The 16,269-nt window shown below is 67.1% G+C and carries 13 protein-coding genes and 2 pseudogenes; 11 read left to right on the top strand and 4 right to left on the bottom strand.

Annotated elements, in window-relative coordinates; translation table 11 throughout:
* Positions 1 to 68 precede the first annotated feature (68 nt).
* Positions 69 to 860: a hypothetical protein gene (locus IB223_RS10650; RefSeq protein ID WP_192201637.1), complete on the bottom strand. Its 792-nt coding sequence runs from the start codon at positions 858 to 860 to the stop codon at positions 69 to 71.
* 249 nt (positions 861 to 1,109) lie between these two features.
* On the opposite strand from IB223_RS10650, the gene IB223_RS10645 reads away from it, so the two are divergent.
* From IB223_RS10645 to IB223_RS10605, 9 genes and pseudogenes are all read left to right on the top strand, one after another.
* Entirely contained in the window at positions 1,110 to 1,634 is a 525-nt protein-coding gene (locus tag IB223_RS10645) for a sigma-70 family RNA polymerase sigma factor (protein WP_225591076.1), read from the top strand.
* The gene (locus IB223_RS10640) at positions 1,631 to 2,305 is read left to right on the top strand and encodes a ChrR family anti-sigma-E factor (protein ID WP_192201635.1); all 675 of its coding nucleotides are present in this window, start codon (positions 1,631 to 1,633) and stop codon (positions 2,303 to 2,305) included. Before IB223_RS10645 ends, IB223_RS10640 begins: the two co-directional genes overlap by 4 nt.
* A gap of 263 nt (positions 2,306 to 2,568) precedes the next feature.
* Positions 2,569 to 4,776 (top strand): TonB-dependent siderophore receptor, encoded by a 2,208-nt coding sequence (locus tag IB223_RS10635; RefSeq protein ID WP_225591002.1) that lies wholly within the window; start codon positions 2,569 to 2,571, stop codon positions 4,774 to 4,776.
* A 36-nt stretch (positions 4,777 to 4,812) separates the two neighbouring features.
* Positions 4,813 to 5,124, top strand: coding sequence for an iron uptake protein (locus IB223_RS10630; protein ID WP_192201634.1), 312 nt, complete (start codon positions 4,813 to 4,815; stop codon positions 5,122 to 5,124).
* 10 nt (positions 5,125 to 5,134) lie between these two features.
* Entirely contained in the window at positions 5,135 to 6,802 is a 1,668-nt protein-coding gene (locus IB223_RS10625) for a PepSY-associated TM helix domain-containing protein (protein ID WP_192201633.1), read from the top strand.
* Positions 6,795 to 7,124, top strand: a complete 330-nt coding sequence (locus IB223_RS10620) for a DUF3325 domain-containing protein (protein ID WP_192201632.1) — start codon at positions 6,795 to 6,797, stop codon at positions 7,122 to 7,124. The genes IB223_RS10625 and IB223_RS10620 overlap by 8 nt, the downstream gene beginning before the upstream one ends.
* Positions 7,125 to 7,387: 263 nt before the next feature.
* Positions 7,388 to 8,170: a hypothetical protein gene (locus tag IB223_RS10615; RefSeq protein WP_192201631.1), complete on the top strand. Its 783-nt coding sequence runs from the start codon at positions 7,388 to 7,390 to the stop codon at positions 8,168 to 8,170.
* A gap of 219 nt (positions 8,171 to 8,389) precedes the next feature.
* The gene (locus IB223_RS10610) at positions 8,390 to 9,640 is read left to right on the top strand and encodes a putative DNA modification/repair radical SAM protein (protein WP_192201630.1); all 1,251 of its coding nucleotides are present in this window, start codon (positions 8,390 to 8,392) and stop codon (positions 9,638 to 9,640) included.
* Between the two features lie 9 nt (positions 9,641 to 9,649).
* Positions 9,650 to 10,447 (top strand): annotated as a pseudogene (locus IB223_RS10605) (TIGR03915 family putative DNA repair protein); the annotation flags it as partial.
* A 102-nt stretch (positions 10,448 to 10,549) separates the two neighbouring features.
* Here the strand turns inward: IB223_RS10605 and IB223_RS10600 are convergent.
* Complete coding sequence (locus IB223_RS10600; protein ID WP_343227186.1) at positions 10,550 to 13,120, bottom strand: TonB-dependent receptor; 2,571 nt, start codon at positions 13,118 to 13,120, stop codon at positions 10,550 to 10,552.
* Positions 13,121 to 13,769: 649 nt separating this feature from the next.
* Here IB223_RS10600 and IB223_RS10595 point away from each other — a divergent pair.
* Complete coding sequence (locus IB223_RS10595; RefSeq protein WP_192201627.1) at positions 13,770 to 14,699, top strand: PD40 domain-containing protein; 930 nt, start codon at positions 13,770 to 13,772, stop codon at positions 14,697 to 14,699.
* Here IB223_RS10595 and IB223_RS18840 read toward each other — a convergent pair.
* Positions 14,660 to 15,049: a DUF1428 domain-containing protein gene (locus IB223_RS18840; RefSeq protein WP_225591074.1), complete on the bottom strand. Its 390-nt coding sequence runs from the start codon at positions 15,047 to 15,049 to the stop codon at positions 14,660 to 14,662. The two genes, IB223_RS10595 and IB223_RS18840, sit on opposite strands and share 40 nt — an antisense overlap.
* Positions 15,038 to 15,397, bottom strand: a pseudogene (locus tag IB223_RS18835) (DUF1428 domain-containing protein); the annotation flags it as partial. The gene IB223_RS18840 and the pseudogene IB223_RS18835, both read right to left, overlap by 12 nt.
* Before the next feature lie 139 nt (positions 15,398 to 15,536).
* Between IB223_RS18835 and IB223_RS10585 the strand changes: the two are divergent.
* Positions 15,537 to 16,268 (top strand): hypothetical protein, encoded by a 732-nt coding sequence (locus IB223_RS10585; RefSeq protein WP_192201626.1) that lies wholly within the window; start codon positions 15,537 to 15,539, stop codon positions 16,266 to 16,268.
* Position 16,269: the final 1 nt, after the last annotated feature.

Raw genomic sequence — 16,269 nt, 5'->3', positions numbered from 1 at the left:
GCTCTGTCTCCGCTGCATTCACGGCACATACGTGTGCAGACGGTGATTGGATGCACGCGGCACGACACTCAGGGCGTGCACCGCTGCACGAGCGGCGTGGCGAGTGCGCGCTGCAGGGCGCCTGCATCGGCGGGCTTGGCGGGTTCGGGAAACACGATGCGGACGTCCTGGTGCCGCCCGGCGCTGTCGCGGATGGTGGCGATGCCGGCGAACTCCAGCAGGCGCCGGTCCGCGTCCGCGTAGGTCAGTTCCATCGAAGGCGCGACGAAGCCATACCAGCGGTCCAGTCGCATCGTCATGCGCTGCGCGGGAATGCCTTGCCATCGCACGGAGGGCCCGGGCTGCAGGCGTACCGGCACGAAGGACATCCGGCTGGGCAGCAGGAAGGGTTGGGTCACGTCGTCACCGGCGCGGAGGGTCGCCCAGTGCAGGCGCACGCTGGCGTCGAAGCCGGCATCGATCACGCCATCGGCGGGTACGGCCAGCGCACGTTCCTTCAGTGGAGCGCGCGCACCCGACCGGACGTAGACCACGCGCCCCTGCGGCCCGCTGCGCACGCCTTCGCGATAGCCATCCCGGGCATCCTGGAAATCGAAGTCCGGTGCCTGGGCCATGGCGCGTTCGACCACGGTCTTGCGCGCGAACGCACGGCCATCGGGACACCGATACAGCACCAGCCGGCGCGCCGTTCCCTCCTGCCGGTAACGCCAGTGCGATTCGCGGTAGAGCAGCGTTTCGCCCTTGCGGGCATGTGCGCGGGCTTCCTGATGCTGGACGTCGGTATCCGCACGGGCGGGACCGGCCACACAGGCGCCGATGGTGCCCATCGACAGCGCGAGCAGGTGGCTGCGTACGGACATGCGTCGGGATTCCCGGGAGGTGGACCGGTTCGTCCTACGGTGTGCGGGGCAGGGTGGATGCATCCGGGCACTGGATGACGCCGCATCCAAACGGCGGTCCCGCCCGTACATACGCCCATCACGACCAGCAACGGGGCCTGGCATACCATGCCGTCCGACTTCACAAGGATTACGCCGCCCCGCGGGGCGGCACGGCCGGTGTCCACGCCCACGCCCTCCACCCGGGATACGCATGACTGGACCCGCGAGATGATCGCGGTCGCGCGTTTGCGCGACCGGGGCAGCTTCATGCGGATCTACGATCACTTCATGCCACGCCTGTGCCTGTACCTGCGCGGGCTGGGCAGTCCCGAGGCGGTGGCGGAAGAGCTCTCGCAGGAGGCGCTGCTGCGCCTGTGGCAGCGGGCGGCCATGTACGATCCGCAACAGGGCGCGGTGTCCACCTGGCTGTTCCGGATCGGCCGCAACCTGCACATCGACCGCGTGCGACGCGAACCCGGGTGGGTGCAGGTGCTGGAGGATGCGTGCCAGGGCACGGACGAGGAGTTGGCCCGGCCCTTCACGTCGGCGGAGGACTACGCCGAGCACGTCCACCTGCAACGCCGCATCGAGGAACTGCCGGCGGTGCAGGCGAGGTTGATGCGGATGTCGTATTTCGAAGCCAAGAGCCACCAGGAAATCGCCGACGAGCTGGACATGCCGCTGGGTACGGTGAAGTCGCACCTGCGGCGCGCGTTCCTGCGCCTGCAGGGCCAAGTACGAGGTCAGTCGTGAATCCGCACCATCATCTCGATCCCTCCACCCTGCTCAGCTACGCGGCGGGGGCGCTGACCGTCGAGATGGCGATCGTCGCCGCCACGCACCTGGAAACCTGCCCGCACTGCCGCGCGCGCGTGGAGGAGGCCGAGTGCATCGGAGGGCAGCTGATCGAACACCAGCAGCCCGGACCGGGCGCCCCGGAAGAAGGCCACCGGGCCGTCCTGCGCGAGGCGATGCTGCGTCGCCTCGATGACGAACCTGTCGTGGTGGCACCGCCACCGCGTGTCGCACCGTACGAGGCGGACGATCGCCTGCCGGCGCCCCTGCATCCCTATTTCGGCACGTCCTACCGTGCCTTGAAGTGGCGCTGGATGGCGCCGGGCGTGCATTGCATCCGGGCGGCGGGTACGCCGACAGGTACGCTGCTGATGCTGAAGATCGGCCCCGGCCGCAGCATGCCCGTGCACAGCCATGGCGGCACGGAACTCACCCAGATCCTGCGCGGCGCCTACCACGATGCGCTGGGCCACTTCGCCCCCGGTGACGTGGCCGACCTGGACAGCGACGTCGAGCACCAGCCGGTGACCGTGCCCGGCGTCGCCTGCATCTGCGTTTCCGCGCTGGATGCGCCGCTTCGCTTCCCGGGCTGGCTGGCGCAACGCCTGCAGCCGCTGTTCAAGCTCTGATCGAGGCCCTCGGGCACCCCGGCACCGTACGTGCCGGGGTGCCCGCGTACTCGCCGCAAGCGCTGCGGGTCCAGCGGGCGTGCGTTCCAGGCCAAGGCGCCCGCGGGCCGGTATTGCGTGCATCTCGCGGGGTAACCGGTACACCTCAGTCTTGCAAAATAAGAACCATTCGCATCTAATGTCCGCATCGCGCGATGTCGCGGGCGGGGACGTCGTTGCCCGTCACGGCTGCGCCGCTTCCTTTCCCCTCCCCGATACCCCCCATGCCCTCCACGTCCCCCTTCCTGCTGTCTTCCCGTGCCCGCCGTTCCCTTGCCACCCCCGCCATGGCGGCGCGACTGCGTACCGCCATCTGCATCGCGCTGGCCTGTACGGCGGGCACGGCGATCGCCGCGCCGCAGGACGCGGTGCCTGCTGTCCAGGCGGCCGCAGATGCCTCCGCGACAGCGACAGACCTCGATGCAGTGATGGTCGTCGGTCAGCGCGCCAGCCGCGTCAGCAACGGCGCCACCAACCTCGACCTGGCGATCAAAGAGACGCCGCAGTCGATCAGCGTGGTGAGCAGCGAGCAGATGGCGCAGTTCGGCACCGACAGCCTCAACGAAGCGTTGCGCATGGCGACCGGCATCCAGGTGGAGGAATGGGAAACGAACCGTACCAACTTCACCGCGCGCGGCTTCGACATCGCCAACACCCAGATCGATGGTGTCGGTCTGCCCAACAGCTGGGGCATCGTCACTGGCGCGCAGGACACCTTCGGCTACGAGAAGCTGGAGGTCATCCGTGGCGCCAACGGCCTGCTGACCGGCGTGGGCAATGCCGCCGGCACGATCAACTACGTGCGCAAGCGCCCCACCAACGAGCCGCAGGGTAGTGTCGGCATCAGCTATGGCTCCTGGGGCACAACGCGGGCGGAGGTCGATTACTCCACGCCGTTCACCGAGAACGGCACCTGGGCCGGACGGGTGGTGGCCGCGCACGAAGAAGGCGATTCCTGGCTGCGCGGCAAGGACGACACGCGCGACTTCCTCTATGGCGTAGTGGACGGCCAGATCGGCGAGAACGGCACGTTGACGCTGGGGTATTCCTGGCAGGAAGGAAAGACCAACGGCAACATGTGGGGCGCGCTCGGCTTCATGTACAGCGACGGCACGCAGGCCGAATGGGATCGCGGAGCCTCGACCACCCAGGACTGGACGTACTGGGACACGACCACCAAGACCGGTTTCATCGAGTACACCCACCAGCTGGGCGCAGACTGGCAGATGAAGCTGTCCTACAACCATCGCGATATCCGCAACGACGACAAGCTGTTCTACGCCACTGATTTCGCGGCCACTGGCCTGGAGCCGGGCACCAATCTGGGGCTGTATGGTTATCCGTGGGGCGGCGCCGACAAATTCACTGCCGACCTGGGCTCGGCGACGCTCAATGGTCACTTCCCCATGTTCGGCCGCGATCAGGAAGTCATGCTTGGCGTGAGCTGGTCCAAGAGCGAAAGCGTCAGCAGCCAGTACGCGGGCGCCATGTGCGGCACCGAGCTTTGCGGTTACATCGAGATGCCCGGCTTTCCGTGGGCGGGTGACGTGATCCCCGAGCCGGTGTGGGGCGATCTGTCGGTCTACAGCACGCTGGATGAGCGGCTCAAGCGCGCCTACGGCGCGACCCGACTGTCGCTGACGGACAGGCTTAAGGCCGTGGTCGGATTCAACTACGCCGAGTACCACCGCGAAGGCGTCAACTACGGCGTGGTATTCGATCAGACCGAGAGCGAGACCAGTCCTTACGCGGGTCTGACCTTCGACTTAACTCCCAACGTATTGGGCTACGTCAGCTACTCGGACATCTACCAGCCGCAGAGCCAGTCGGACGCTGACGGGCGTTACCTGGATCCGACCAAGGGGTCGAACTACGAGTTGGGTGTGAAAGCCGATTGGCTGGACAAGCGCCTGCTGACCACGCTGGCCGTGTTCCGGGCCGAGCAGGATGGCCTGGCAACCGGTGCCGGTTACAACGACCTTGGCCAGTTCTACTACGAAGGCGTGGACGTCGAGTCCAAGGGCGTCGAATTCGAAGCCACCGGCAAGCTGAGCGACAACGTCGACATGGTGTTCGGCTATACCGCGCTGAAGCTGACCGGGCAGGATGGAGACGATACCTATCGCTGGGTGCCACGCCGGACGGCCAACCTGTTGCTGAGCGCGCGCCTGCCGACCTACACGGCACTGTCCTTCGGTATCGGCGGGCGCTGGCAGAGCAGCATTTCGAACGTGGAATCCAGCGGCTTCACCGTTCGCCAGGACAGCTATGCGGTGCTCAATGCGTTCGCCGCCTGGGACTTCCTGCCCAACGCCACGCTCCGGCTCAACGTCAACAACCTCGGCGACGAGAAGTACATCAACACGCTGCGTTACAGCGGCTACTACGGCGCGCCGCGCAACTACACGCTCAGCCTGAACTGGCGGTTCTGAGCCGCCGCTTCCCGTACCGAGACACGAGCCATCGCCATGTCCCGCACCATCGCCGCTTCCCCCCACGCGCCGCGCCTGCAACTGGCGGCGCGCATCGCCGCCGCCGTGTTCGGCGGCTATGCATTCGCCTGGGGCATCGTCGCCACCGGCGCGAGCCTGATGTTCGCTGCCGGCATGGACTTCCACGACGCGGAGTTCCTCGCCAGCCTGCTGGGCGTGCTGGCGTTCCTGGTGGCGTTCCTCTGGGCGTTCGCGGCGCGCCGGGTGTGGGTGGTGTGGGCGGTACTGGCCGGCGGCGGTGCGTTGCTGGCGGGCACGGGCTCGTTCGTGCAATCGCTGCTGGTCTGAGGAGGCCGACATGTTCCCGAGCTTCCGTCAGGCCATGGCATGGCTGCATACCTGGTTCGGCTTGGTGCTGGGCTTCGTGCTGATGGCCGCGTTCTTCTTCGGCGCGCTCTCGGTGTTCGACCGCGAGATCGACCGCTGGGCGATTCCGTCCACGCGTTTCGAGCCGCAACCGATGCCTTCGTACGAAAAGGTGCTGCGTCCGGCCTTCGAGCGCATGCAGCCGCTGCCGGCGGCCGTGGACGCGATGCGCCCCCGCGTCAACGGCGAGATGCCGGCCCGCTTCGATACCGTGGTCAGCTGGAGCGCCTACACCACCCACCGCGATCCGGTGCTGCAGGTGTTCGCGGGTTACGAAGTGCCGAATGCGAAGGATCCGGAGGAGACCATCTGGGCCGACGGCACCCTCGATCCGCGCGACGGCACGCCCTTGCCCAACGACAGGCTCAAGGTCGGCAGCGGCTTCTTCTATCCCATGCACTACGGTCTGACCCTGGACTGGAAGAACCTGGGCATCTGGATCGTTGGCTTCTCCGCGCTGGTGATGCTGGCCGCGCTGGTCAGCGGCGTGGTGATGCACCGCAAGATCTTCCGCGAGTTCTTCACCTTCCGTCCCGACAAGGCGCGCCTGCGCAGCGTGCTGGACCTGCACAACCTGACCGGCGTCGTCGCACTGCCGTTCCATTTCTTCTTCGCGTTCACCGGCCTGCTGATCTTCGCCGCCACGTACTACTTCCCGCTCGGACACACGCAGCTGCACGGACTGCATGACCTGCACGCGGAAGTGGAAGCGCGCGAGACCGGCCTGCCGCATGAGCGCGCGGGCGTGCCTGCGGGCCTGGCCAATGTCGACGCGATGGTGGCCGATGCGCAACGCCGCTGGGAGGCGAAGGACAAGGCGGGCGACGTCGGCTTCCTGGTGCTGCAGCACGTGGGCGATGCCAATGGCTACGTCAGCGTCTACCGCGCGGGTACCGACCGCATCGCGCTGGTGGGCGACGGCATCCACTACAAGGCATCGACCGGCGAACTGATCCGCGAGGATCCTGCCGCCACCCCGGTGGGTCGCGTCAGCGAGTTCCTCACCGGCCTGCACCTGCAGCACTTCCGTCACTGGTTGCTGCGCTGGTTCTACGTGCTGGGCGGGCTGGCGGGTGCGGTGTGCATCGCGACCGGGTTCGTGTTCTTCGTCGAGAAGCGCAAGCGCCAGCATGCCCAGCGTGGCAGCCAGGGTGCGAGGGTGGTCGATGCCCTGGCCGTCACCACGGTGACGGGCATGGTGCTGGCCGCACTCGGGATACTGGTCGCCAACCGCCTGCTGCCCGAGGGCCTGCCGGCACGCGGGGACTGGGAGCGCTACGCCTTCTGGGGAACCTGGGTGCTGGCGTTGCTGCATGCCGGCTGGCGCAGCGCACCGGTCGCGCGCGGGCTCGCCAATCCCGCATGGCGCGAGCAATCCGGGGCGATAGCGGTGCTGGCCGTGGCGGCCGTGTTGCTGAACTGGGTGACGACCGGTGACCACCTGCTCGCCACGCTGCGCACGGGCTATTGGCCTGTCGCGGGCGTTGACCTGTCATTGCTGGTGACCGCCGCCGTGGCGTGCATCACGGCGCGTACCCTCAAGCGGCGTGCCGTTGCCGCCGGGATGCGGGTGACCGGGGTGGAGGCGTCGCATGCCTGACTCCATGGCGGGATGCCTGTTGCTGGCGGCGTTGCTCTCCAGCCTCGCCGGCATGGGCTGGCTGGCGCTGTCGATGCAGCCCCACGCGCAGCAGGTATGGGTGCGCGGATGTTCCCGTCATACGCCGGGCTTGTTGCGCCTGCTGGGTGCCGCCGGCCTGGTCGTCGCGCTGGCCCTGTGTCTGGTGGTCGACCACGCTTCCATGGCGGTGCTGGTGTGGGTGATGAGTCTCGCGGCGGGCGCGCTCACCACCGCATTCGTGCTCACCTGGCGTGCGCACTGGTTGCGCGTCCTCGCGCCGTGGGTGCGCGCTGTCCACTAGCGTCGCTCGGGACCGCACATTCCACCTGTCAACGGAGTGCATCCAACCCGTCCCCTGGGGACAAAACGCGGCGGTGCGTGCAGTCGTCGCGCGCAGGTCCAACAGGCGATGCGTTACCCGTTCACGCGCGTGCAGGGCGCGTGAAGGGAACGCCATTGCAACCTCGCTGCATCAAGAAGTGAATCCAACCCGCGCGTATACACGTAAGGGAGGCGTCGTGTGCATCACGCCACGGCATCCCACCCTTCATCCTGGATACCGTCATGAACACAAGGTTGGCTGGCTTGGTGTTGCTCGCTGTTTCCACTCCCGCGTTCGCGTCCGGCCCCGAGCAGGGCAAGTTCTCGATGTCGTTGTTCGGTGGCGTGGATACGCCCGTCAGTGGCGATGTGCATGATGGCGCCGTGGCGCCGGTGCCTGACCTCGGGCCGCTCAATCCGGATCTGGCCGGCATCAGTGCGGAGTTGCGCATCCAGCCGCGCACGCATGAAGACATCTACGACCAGGCGGTGACATACGGTCTCGAATTCTCGTACGGGCTGAGCGATCGGGCGGAGATCTTCGGTCAGTTGCGGCGCACCGAAACCGATCCGGGCACCGTGCGCGTGGGCGGTGCCTTCGTGCCGGCGCTCAATACCGAACTGCCGGTCTACGGGACCTTCAGCGACTACAAAGCGCTGACGGTCGAAGCCGGATACCGGTACTACTTCATGCAACCGGGCTACACGCGCCCGTTCATCGCCGGCCGCTTGGGCGCCACGCAGACCGACGACATCCGCGCCACGTTCGACATCCCTGATGCGGCCATCACCATCGAGAACGCGCCTTTCACCGAAAAGAAGTGGGCGGCCAGCGCCGGCGTGGATATCGGCGTGCTGATCCCGGTCAACGAGACCTTCAGCATCACCGCGCAGGCGGGCGTGCGCTACATCGCCGATCTGGAAGGCGATGACAGCGCCATCGGTGGCCTGGGCCTGGGTTCGATCAACGATACCGGCAAGCGTGTATCGGTGCCGCTCTCCATCGCCGCACGCTTCGACTTCTGACGGGCGTTCCGAGGTTTCCGGTCTCCTGGCGGGGCCGGAAACCGGAACCGTCGCTGCGCATGTGCCCGCGCTCGCATGCCCGTCATGTTCATGCCATCGCCCTCATTCAGGGCGGGCAGCGCATGGCGCTGTCCGCAGGGTGGGGGCGGGGCCGCGATTGCGTGCGCCGATGGCCCGCATCGTCTCATCGCATGAGCGTGCGCCGGATACCATGACGCCATGCAACTGAAGGACAAGCTCGCGATCCTGGCCGACGCGGCGAAGTACGACGCGTCGTGTGCCTCCAGCGGCGCAGGCAAGCGCCATTCACTGGGCAAAGGGGGCATCGGCAGCACCGAGGGCATGGGCATCTGCCACTCGTACACGCCGGACGGGCGCTGCGTGTCGTTGCTGAAGATCCTGCTGACCAACTTCTGCATCTACGACTGCGCCTATTGCGTCAACCGTGTCTCAAGCAACGTGCCGCGCGCGCGCTTCGCCACGGCCGAGGTGGTGCGGCTGACGCTGGAGTTCTACAAACGCAATTACATCGAGGGCCTGTTCCTCTCCAGCGGCATCATCCGCAATGGCGACTACACCATGGAGCAGCTGGTGGAGGTCGCGCGCAGCCTGCGCGAAGACCATCGCTTCGCTGGTTACATCCATCTGAAGACCATCCCGGAAGCATCGCCGGAACTGCTCGCCGCCGCCGGCCGCTACGCGGACCGGTTGAGCATCAACGTGGAATTGCCGACGGAAGAGGGCCTGAAGCAGCTGGCGCCGCAGAAGCAGGCGCAGGGCATCCGCGATGCGATGGGCGAACTGCACACGCGCATCCTGGCCGCCAGGCCGACGAAGCAGGAAGCGCAGCCCAGGCGCAGGCGTCCGCCGAAGTTCGCGCCGGCCGGGCAGAGTACCCAGATGATCGTGGGCGCCGACGCCGCGGATGATCGCGCGATCCTGGTCGCCAGCGATGCCCTGTACAACAGGTTCCGCATGCGTCGCGTGTACTACTCCGCCTTCAGCCCCATTCCCGATGCGTCCATGCAGCTGCCGCTGCGGGCGCCGCCACTGCTCCGCGAGCATCGCCTGTACCAGGCGGACTGGCTGCTGCGTTTCTACGGTTTCGACGTGCAGGAGATCGTCGGCGACACCGGCGCGCAGGGCGGCATGCTGGACCTGGATGTCGATCCCAAGCTGGCGTGGGCGTTGCGGCATCCGGACCGGTTCCCTGTCGACCTCAACGCCGCACCGCGCGAGATGCTGCTGCGCGTGCCCGGCCTGGGTGCACGCAACGTGCAGCGCATCGTCGATTCGCGCCGGCAGGGCCGGCTGCGTGTCGCGGACCTGGCACGGTTGCGCGCGCCGTTGCAGAAGGTGCTGCCCTTCGTGGTGCTGCTGGACCACCACCCGCGCCAGCGCCTGGACGATCCGGCGCGCCTGCGACGCGAACTGGCGCCCACACCGCGCCAGGCCGATCTTTTCGGCTGAGTCGCGGGAATGTTCCGTGCCACGGTGACGCCTGCGTGGGATCTGGACGCCTGGCGCGTGCAGGCACGGCATGCGTGGGAAGCGGCGCTGCCGCCGGACGCAGTGGAATGGCAGGCCGATGCGCAGGGCGAACTGCTGGGGGGTGCAGCCGTGATGGACCAGCCGGTGCAGCGGACGGGATTGTCGGTGCCGGCGGACTTCATGGCGTTCGCCGCCTCGGTGCTGTGCCATCGCGATGCCGGCCGGCATGCGCTGCTGTACCGCCTGCTGTGGCGCATCGGCAATGGTGAGCGCGCGCTGCTCGACCGCGCCACCGATGCCGACGTGCACCGCGCGACGCGCTGGGCGCAGGCGGTGCGGCGCGATACGCACAAGATGAAGGCGTTCGTGCGCTTCCGCCAGATCGACGGCGAGGACAACCACTATCTCGCCTGGTTCGAGCCGGACCATTTCATCGTCGATCGCGTCGCACCGTTCTTCATGCGCCGCTTCGCCGGCATGCGCTGGGCCATCCTCACGCCATATCGCAGCGTGCAATGGGATGGCGCGCAGCTGTGGGCAGGCGAGGGCGCGCAACGATCCGATGCGCCGGCAGACGATGCGGAGGATGCGCTGTGGCGCACCTACTACGCCAACATCTTCAATCCCGCACGCCTCAACACGCGGATGATGCGGCAGGAAATGCCGCAGAAATACTGGAAACACCTGCCCGAGACCCACCTGCTGCCGGATCTCGTCCGCGAGGCAGGCCGGCGTGTGCGCGAGATGGACGAACGCGAGGCGCAGGCGCCGCGTCGCCGCATTCCCGGCCGGGTGACGCCGTCCGAATGAAGGCGCGCACCGCTGGCACGCGGCCGCACCTGGCGCGACACGCCACCGGTGCCCCGTGCGGGGCACCGGTGCGCGCGGTCAGAACTTCCAGCCCACGCGTGCGTAGTAGAAACCGCCGTTGAAGCCGTAGGGCGAGTGCACGGGATAGGCCGCGCCCGCCACGGACGCCCCCCACGGGTTGTCGTCCGGGGTTTCGTCGAACAGGTTCTGCGCACCGACGTTGACGTACAGGCCGGAGGGGAACGTCCAGCCCACTTCGGCATCCACGATCACCTTGCTGTCCTCGTAGATCGGCAGGCCGCCGTCGTCGATGCTGATGGCGCCGCTGTCCAGGTGATCCTCGTACCAGGAGCCGTAGTAGCCCAGGCGCAGGTTCGCGTGGAAGACCTCGCGCTTGTGGTTGATGCTGAAATAGCCCTTGGTCTTCGGCAGCGATTCCTCGATCTTGTAGACGCGGGCTTCGTTGATGAAGTTGGGGTCGTAGCGGTCCACCTCGGTCTTGTTCCAGTTGGCGGCGAGCGAATAGGTGGTCGTGCCGCCGAAGTGGTCCGTTTCCACGCTGGTGACCAGGTCCACGCCGGTGGTGGTGGTGTCGAACGCGTTGCCGAAGTAGGTCACCGAACTCAGCGACGCCGCTTCCGGATTGCCGGAGGCCACCAGCGCATCGCGTTCCTCGGGCGTCAGCGCGAAGCTGGTGCTCAGGGCGATGCGGTCTTCCACCTCGATGCGGTAGCCGTCCAGGGTGACCAGCCAATCGCCGCTGTTCCACACCATGCCCAGCGAGAGGTTCTTGGACTCTTCCGGCGTCAACGCCCGCGCGCCCTTCAGGATGGCGATGGGATTGGTCGGCGGCAGCGTGGCGATGTCCTCCAGCACGCTGCCGTTGAACGCGGTACTGATCTGGCTGATGTTGGCCTGGCCGGGCGTGGGTGCACGGAAGCCGGTGTTGTACGCGCCACGCAGGGCGAAGGTGTCGGACACATCGAAGCGCGCGGTCAGCTTGCCGTTGGTGGTGCTGCCGAAGTCGTCGAAATCCTCGTGGCGCACGGCGGCGGCCAGCAGCAACTGTTCGGTGAACTGCGCCTCCAGGTCCAGGTAGACCGCCCAGTTGCGCCGGTCCCATTCGCCTGCGGTGCGCGGGCTGAAGCCATTGAAGCCGTTCGAGCCCAGGGCGAAACCCTGTTCGGTCAACGGGCCGATGCCGGTGGAGGCATCGTCACCGGCCTTCACCTCGAAACTCTCCTCGCGCCATTCCGCACCTGCGGACAGGCGCAGGGCTTCGGCGGTGAACGAGGTCTCGATGTCGCGGCCGACGTCGAAGTTCACGCCCTTCTCGGTCTGGGTATTGCCGCCGGGACTGAAGCGCAGGCCTGCGGGCTGCGCCGCGCCGAGCGACGCATTGACCGTGTTGTAGATGACGAAGTCGATATCGTTGCGGCCGTAGGTCGCACTGACATCCCAGTGCCATGCGCTGCCCCAGGTGCCCTTGGCGCCACCGACCACGGAGATGTCCTCCAGGCTGCCGCCGAAGCGCGGCGTAAAGCCCCCGGGCAACGTGGACAGGAAGGTGAAGCAATTGGCCGGCAACGCGGCCACTGCCGTGCTGACGGTGCTGTACGGGATCAGATTGCCGCCCGCGTCGCGCAGGGCGATGGTCGGGCAGCCGCCGGCGCCTGTGGTGTCGCCGATCAGCAGGGTCTCGCCCCCGTCGTTGGAGTACACACCGGAGCGCGCGGTGGGGTCACGGAAGTAGAAGCCGCCATCGACCTCGCGCTGCGCGTAGTTGCCGAACAGGTAGACATCGACGCTGTCGCCGGTGATGCCGAGGTTGGCGACGAACTTGAGGTCGTCGTCCACCTTCGGCGAGCCCCAGATCTGTGCCGGCACCGGCACGCCGGGATAGCCGGCCGCGATCGCGGCGGCGGCGTCGTTGCGCTGCACGCTGCGCGACGTGTCATCGGCCTGGCGCCATTCGGCGGTCAGCGTGGCGTAGCCGCGCTCGGTCAGCGGCAGACCGATCTGCGCGGAGTACTGGGTGGTGAAGCCATCGCCTTCGTAGTACTGGCCGGCGAAGGCTTCGAAAGCCCCGCCTTCGCTGATCTTCTTCAACCCGAAGTTCACGACGCCCGCGATGGCGTCCGAGCCGTATTGCGCGGCCGCGCCGTCGCGCAGCACTTCCACCTGCTCCAGCGCCAGCGACGGAAACACCGACAGGTCGGGGCCTTGCGAGCCGTCGGACAGGCCATGGCCCAGGAAGGTGATCACGGCGGAGCGGTGGAAGCGCTTTCCATTGACCAGCACCAGCGTGTTGTCCGGCGGCAGGCCGCGCAGGTTGGCCGGCCGGATCAGGCTGGCGGCATCATCGATCGGGATGGTGCTGACATTGAATGAAGGCACCAGCACGCGCAGCTGGTCGAGCGCATCGGTGGCGCCCTGGTTGCGGAACTCCTCGGCACTGATGATGTCGATCGGCACGGCGGAGGAGGATACGGTGCGCGGCTGCCCACGACTGCCCAGCACCGAGACGGTATCGAGCGTGGTTGCTTCCTCTGCCGGCGGCGTCGCCGCCGGTGCAGGTGAAGGTTCCGTCGTCTGCGCGACGGCGGTGCTGCTGCCGACCAGAGTGGCGGCGGCGAGGGCCCATTTCACTGCGGATGCCAATGGCGTGCTCGAAACACGTACGTGCGGCTTCTCTCTGTTGCCCATGCGGTGCGCCCCTTGAATGTGCTGTGTGGTGTCGAAGTAGTTCTTGCGCGAGTGCCGTCAGCGGCCACGCGGATACCGCCCGCACTCCGGGTAGTGGGCGTTACACATTGCTGTCATCGCCGTGCTACCGCCTGCACCTTAGGCGGCAGCAAACAGCTCGAAACGAGGCATGGATCACACGATGGCGCGGTGCACAACGAAAGTAATCATCGTTCCGTTCTTTGCATTCTTCGCACGCTTTTCACGCAGTCCCTTGCACGCGAACGGTGCGCGTTGCGCCAGCGTTGTGCAGCGATGCCACGTGCATGCGTATACGTGCGCGTGGAGAACGTCGATGTCCGCCAGGGACGCGCGATGCACCGCATGCGTGCACGCGCGATCGAGTCTTCGCACCATGCGGGTTCGTTCGGGTCTGCATGGACATCCTCGAGTGGGGACCGCTGTCTTCAGGCCGCAGGAATCGTGACGCGTGCCGGCGCGGATCGACGGCGTCGCACGTTGAGCGGGGCTCAAGGCTGGCTTGCGGAATGTTCGCTTCGCCCAGCGCAGCGTGCCGCGTAGCGTCGCGCCAGCCCTGCGATGAGGAGCCGACATGTTGCGTGCCACGGGTCTATTGCTGCTTTCCGGTCTCGCCATCGACGGCACGGCGGGTGAACCCGGGGATCTCCCCATTCCTGTTCCGCAGCGATGGACGCCGCCTGCGCTGAGCAGTGACCAGTATGAATCGTCGCCCGTGTTCTCCCCGGACGGTCGCGAGGTGTTCTTCTTCCGCGCACCGCCGTCGTTCGACCGTTATCGCCTGCTGTCTTCGCGGTGCGAAGGCGGGCGATGGCGTGCGCCACGCGAGCCGACCTTCGCCGGCGCAGCCGACGCGCTGGAAACCGATCCCGCCTACAGCCACGATGGCACCTGGCTGTATTACGCCAGTGACCGCGCGAACAAGGACGATCTGGACATCTGGCGCGTGCCGCGCCACGCCGACGGCCACTTCGGCGAACCCGAGCGGCTGCCCGCGCCGGTGAATTCGCCGCAGACCGAACTGCTGCCGCGGCCGCTGCCGGATGGCCGCCTGCTGTTCGGATCGCACCGGCCGGGAGGCATCGGCGGACGTGATCTTTACATCGCCACGCCGCGTGCCGACGGTCGCTGGGATGTCGAACCGCTGCCGGCGCCGGTCAACACGGCGGCCGATGAATACGAGGCCGATCTCGCGCGTGATGGCCGGGTACTGGTGGTGGTCGCCCATCGCGGCACCCGCTCGCACCTGTATGTCTACGATCGCGACGGCGACGCGTGGCGCGAACGCGGCCGCGTTCCGGCGCACGATGATGTCTTCCAGGTGGGGCCGCTGCTGTCGCCGGACGGAAGGCGGCTGTTGTTCGCCCAGGCCGATGGCGACGCATCGGGCGAGTTCTTCCTGGTCGATCTCGCGCCGGGGGCCGACTTGGCATGGCCCCCGACGTGCGGTGATGCGCGCGCAAGTCAGCCGCGCAGTTCGACTACCGGCGAGAATCCGCCATAGACCATGCGCTGGCCGTCGAACGGCATCGGCGGATTGTCCGGATTGGACGGGTCCATGCGCGGGTCTTCCATCATCTTCTGCATGCCGGCATCGCGCGTGGCCTTGTCCGGCCACTCCACCCACGAGAACGCCACGGTTTCGTCGTCTTTCGCCTGCACTGCGCGGAAGAAGTCGGTCTGCGTGCCGCGTGGCACGTCGTCGCCCCAGCCTTCGATGATCCGGGTGGCGCCAAACCCCATGAAGATGGTGTCGAAGGTGTTGGCATAGTCGGTGAAGGCGGCCTTCTTCGCCGTGGGTGCCGCGAGGATGAAGCCGTCGACATAGGATGAAGGCGCCCCCGTGCTACCCAGTTCCAGTGCCGGAGTGAAGCCACCATAGATCAGTCGCTTGCCGTCGAACGGCATCGGATTGTTCTCCGGCGACATGCGCGGGTCTTCCATCATCTTCTTCATGCCGGCGTCGCGGGTGGGCTTGTCGGGCCACTCGATCCACGAAAACACCACGCTTTCGTCTTCCTTCGCCTGCACGGCCTTGCGGAAGTCGGTGACGGTGCCGTCGGGCACGTCGTCGCCCCAGCACTCGATGACACGGGTGGCGCCCTGTTCGATGAACACGGGGTCGCCATGGTTGGCATGGTCGATGAACTTCTGTTTGTTGGCGGTCGGCACGGCGGCCACGAAACCATCGATGTAAGGCATGGGAAACCTCCGGGAATGCGACGCCGGAATGGCGCCTTCATGGATGCGACGAGTGGGGCGGGCGGAATTCGACAGACGGCTGGCCGGTACCGGCCGGGCGGGGCGTTCAACCTGCCACGATCCGGACAAAGGTGGTGTGATGGCGGTTTCTGCAACGGGCGCGGTGCCGCGCCGGGCTGGCCCATGGGGCATTGGCAGCGCGGTGTGGATCCTGGCGCTGGCGGCATTGGTGCTGGCGGGATTCTGGAAGACATACTTCAGCCGGTTGAGCCTGGCCGATCTGGTCACGCACCTGCATGCCGGCCTCATGCTGGCATGGATGGCGATGCTGCTGGTACAGCCCTGGCTGGTGCGGACGCGGCGCATGTCGCTCCACCGGCAGGTGGGGCAGTTCTCGTACGGCGTGATGCCGGGCGTGCTGGTGACGGCGCTGTGGCTGTCGCAGCTGCGCATGGCCGCGGCACCGCCGGAGATGTTCAGCCTGCAGGCGATGTTGCTGTACCTGGGCACGGCGGCGTCGGTGATGCTGGCGTTGTTCTGGGGCCTGGCCATCCGTCATCGTCGCGACTCCGCACTGCACGCGCGATACATGGTGGCCACGGCGCTGGTGATGATCGATCCGGCGATGGCGCGCCTGGTGCTGGCGCTTTTGCCCGAAGGCGTGCGCATCAATCCGTCGTGGGTTGGCTATGCGTTGACCTTCGCCGTGCTGGGGCTGCTCATGTGGTGCGAACGTGGCGCTCCGCGTGGCCGTGGCGTGTTCCGCTTCGTCACGCTGGTGTTCGTGGTCAACTTCGTGCTGATGCACGTGGTGCCGGGCACGCAGCCGTGGCAGGCGTTCGCGCGCTGGTGGGGCGGGCTGGCCGGCTGAC

It is taken from the genome of Pseudoxanthomonas sp. PXM03, assembly GCF_014852005.1.
In the GTDB taxonomy this organism is placed as follows: domain Bacteria; phylum Pseudomonadota; class Gammaproteobacteria; order Xanthomonadales; family Xanthomonadaceae; genus Pseudoxanthomonas_A.
Note: the sequence above shows the minus strand (reverse complement) of the source record. Positions and strands in the feature narration are given on the sequence as shown.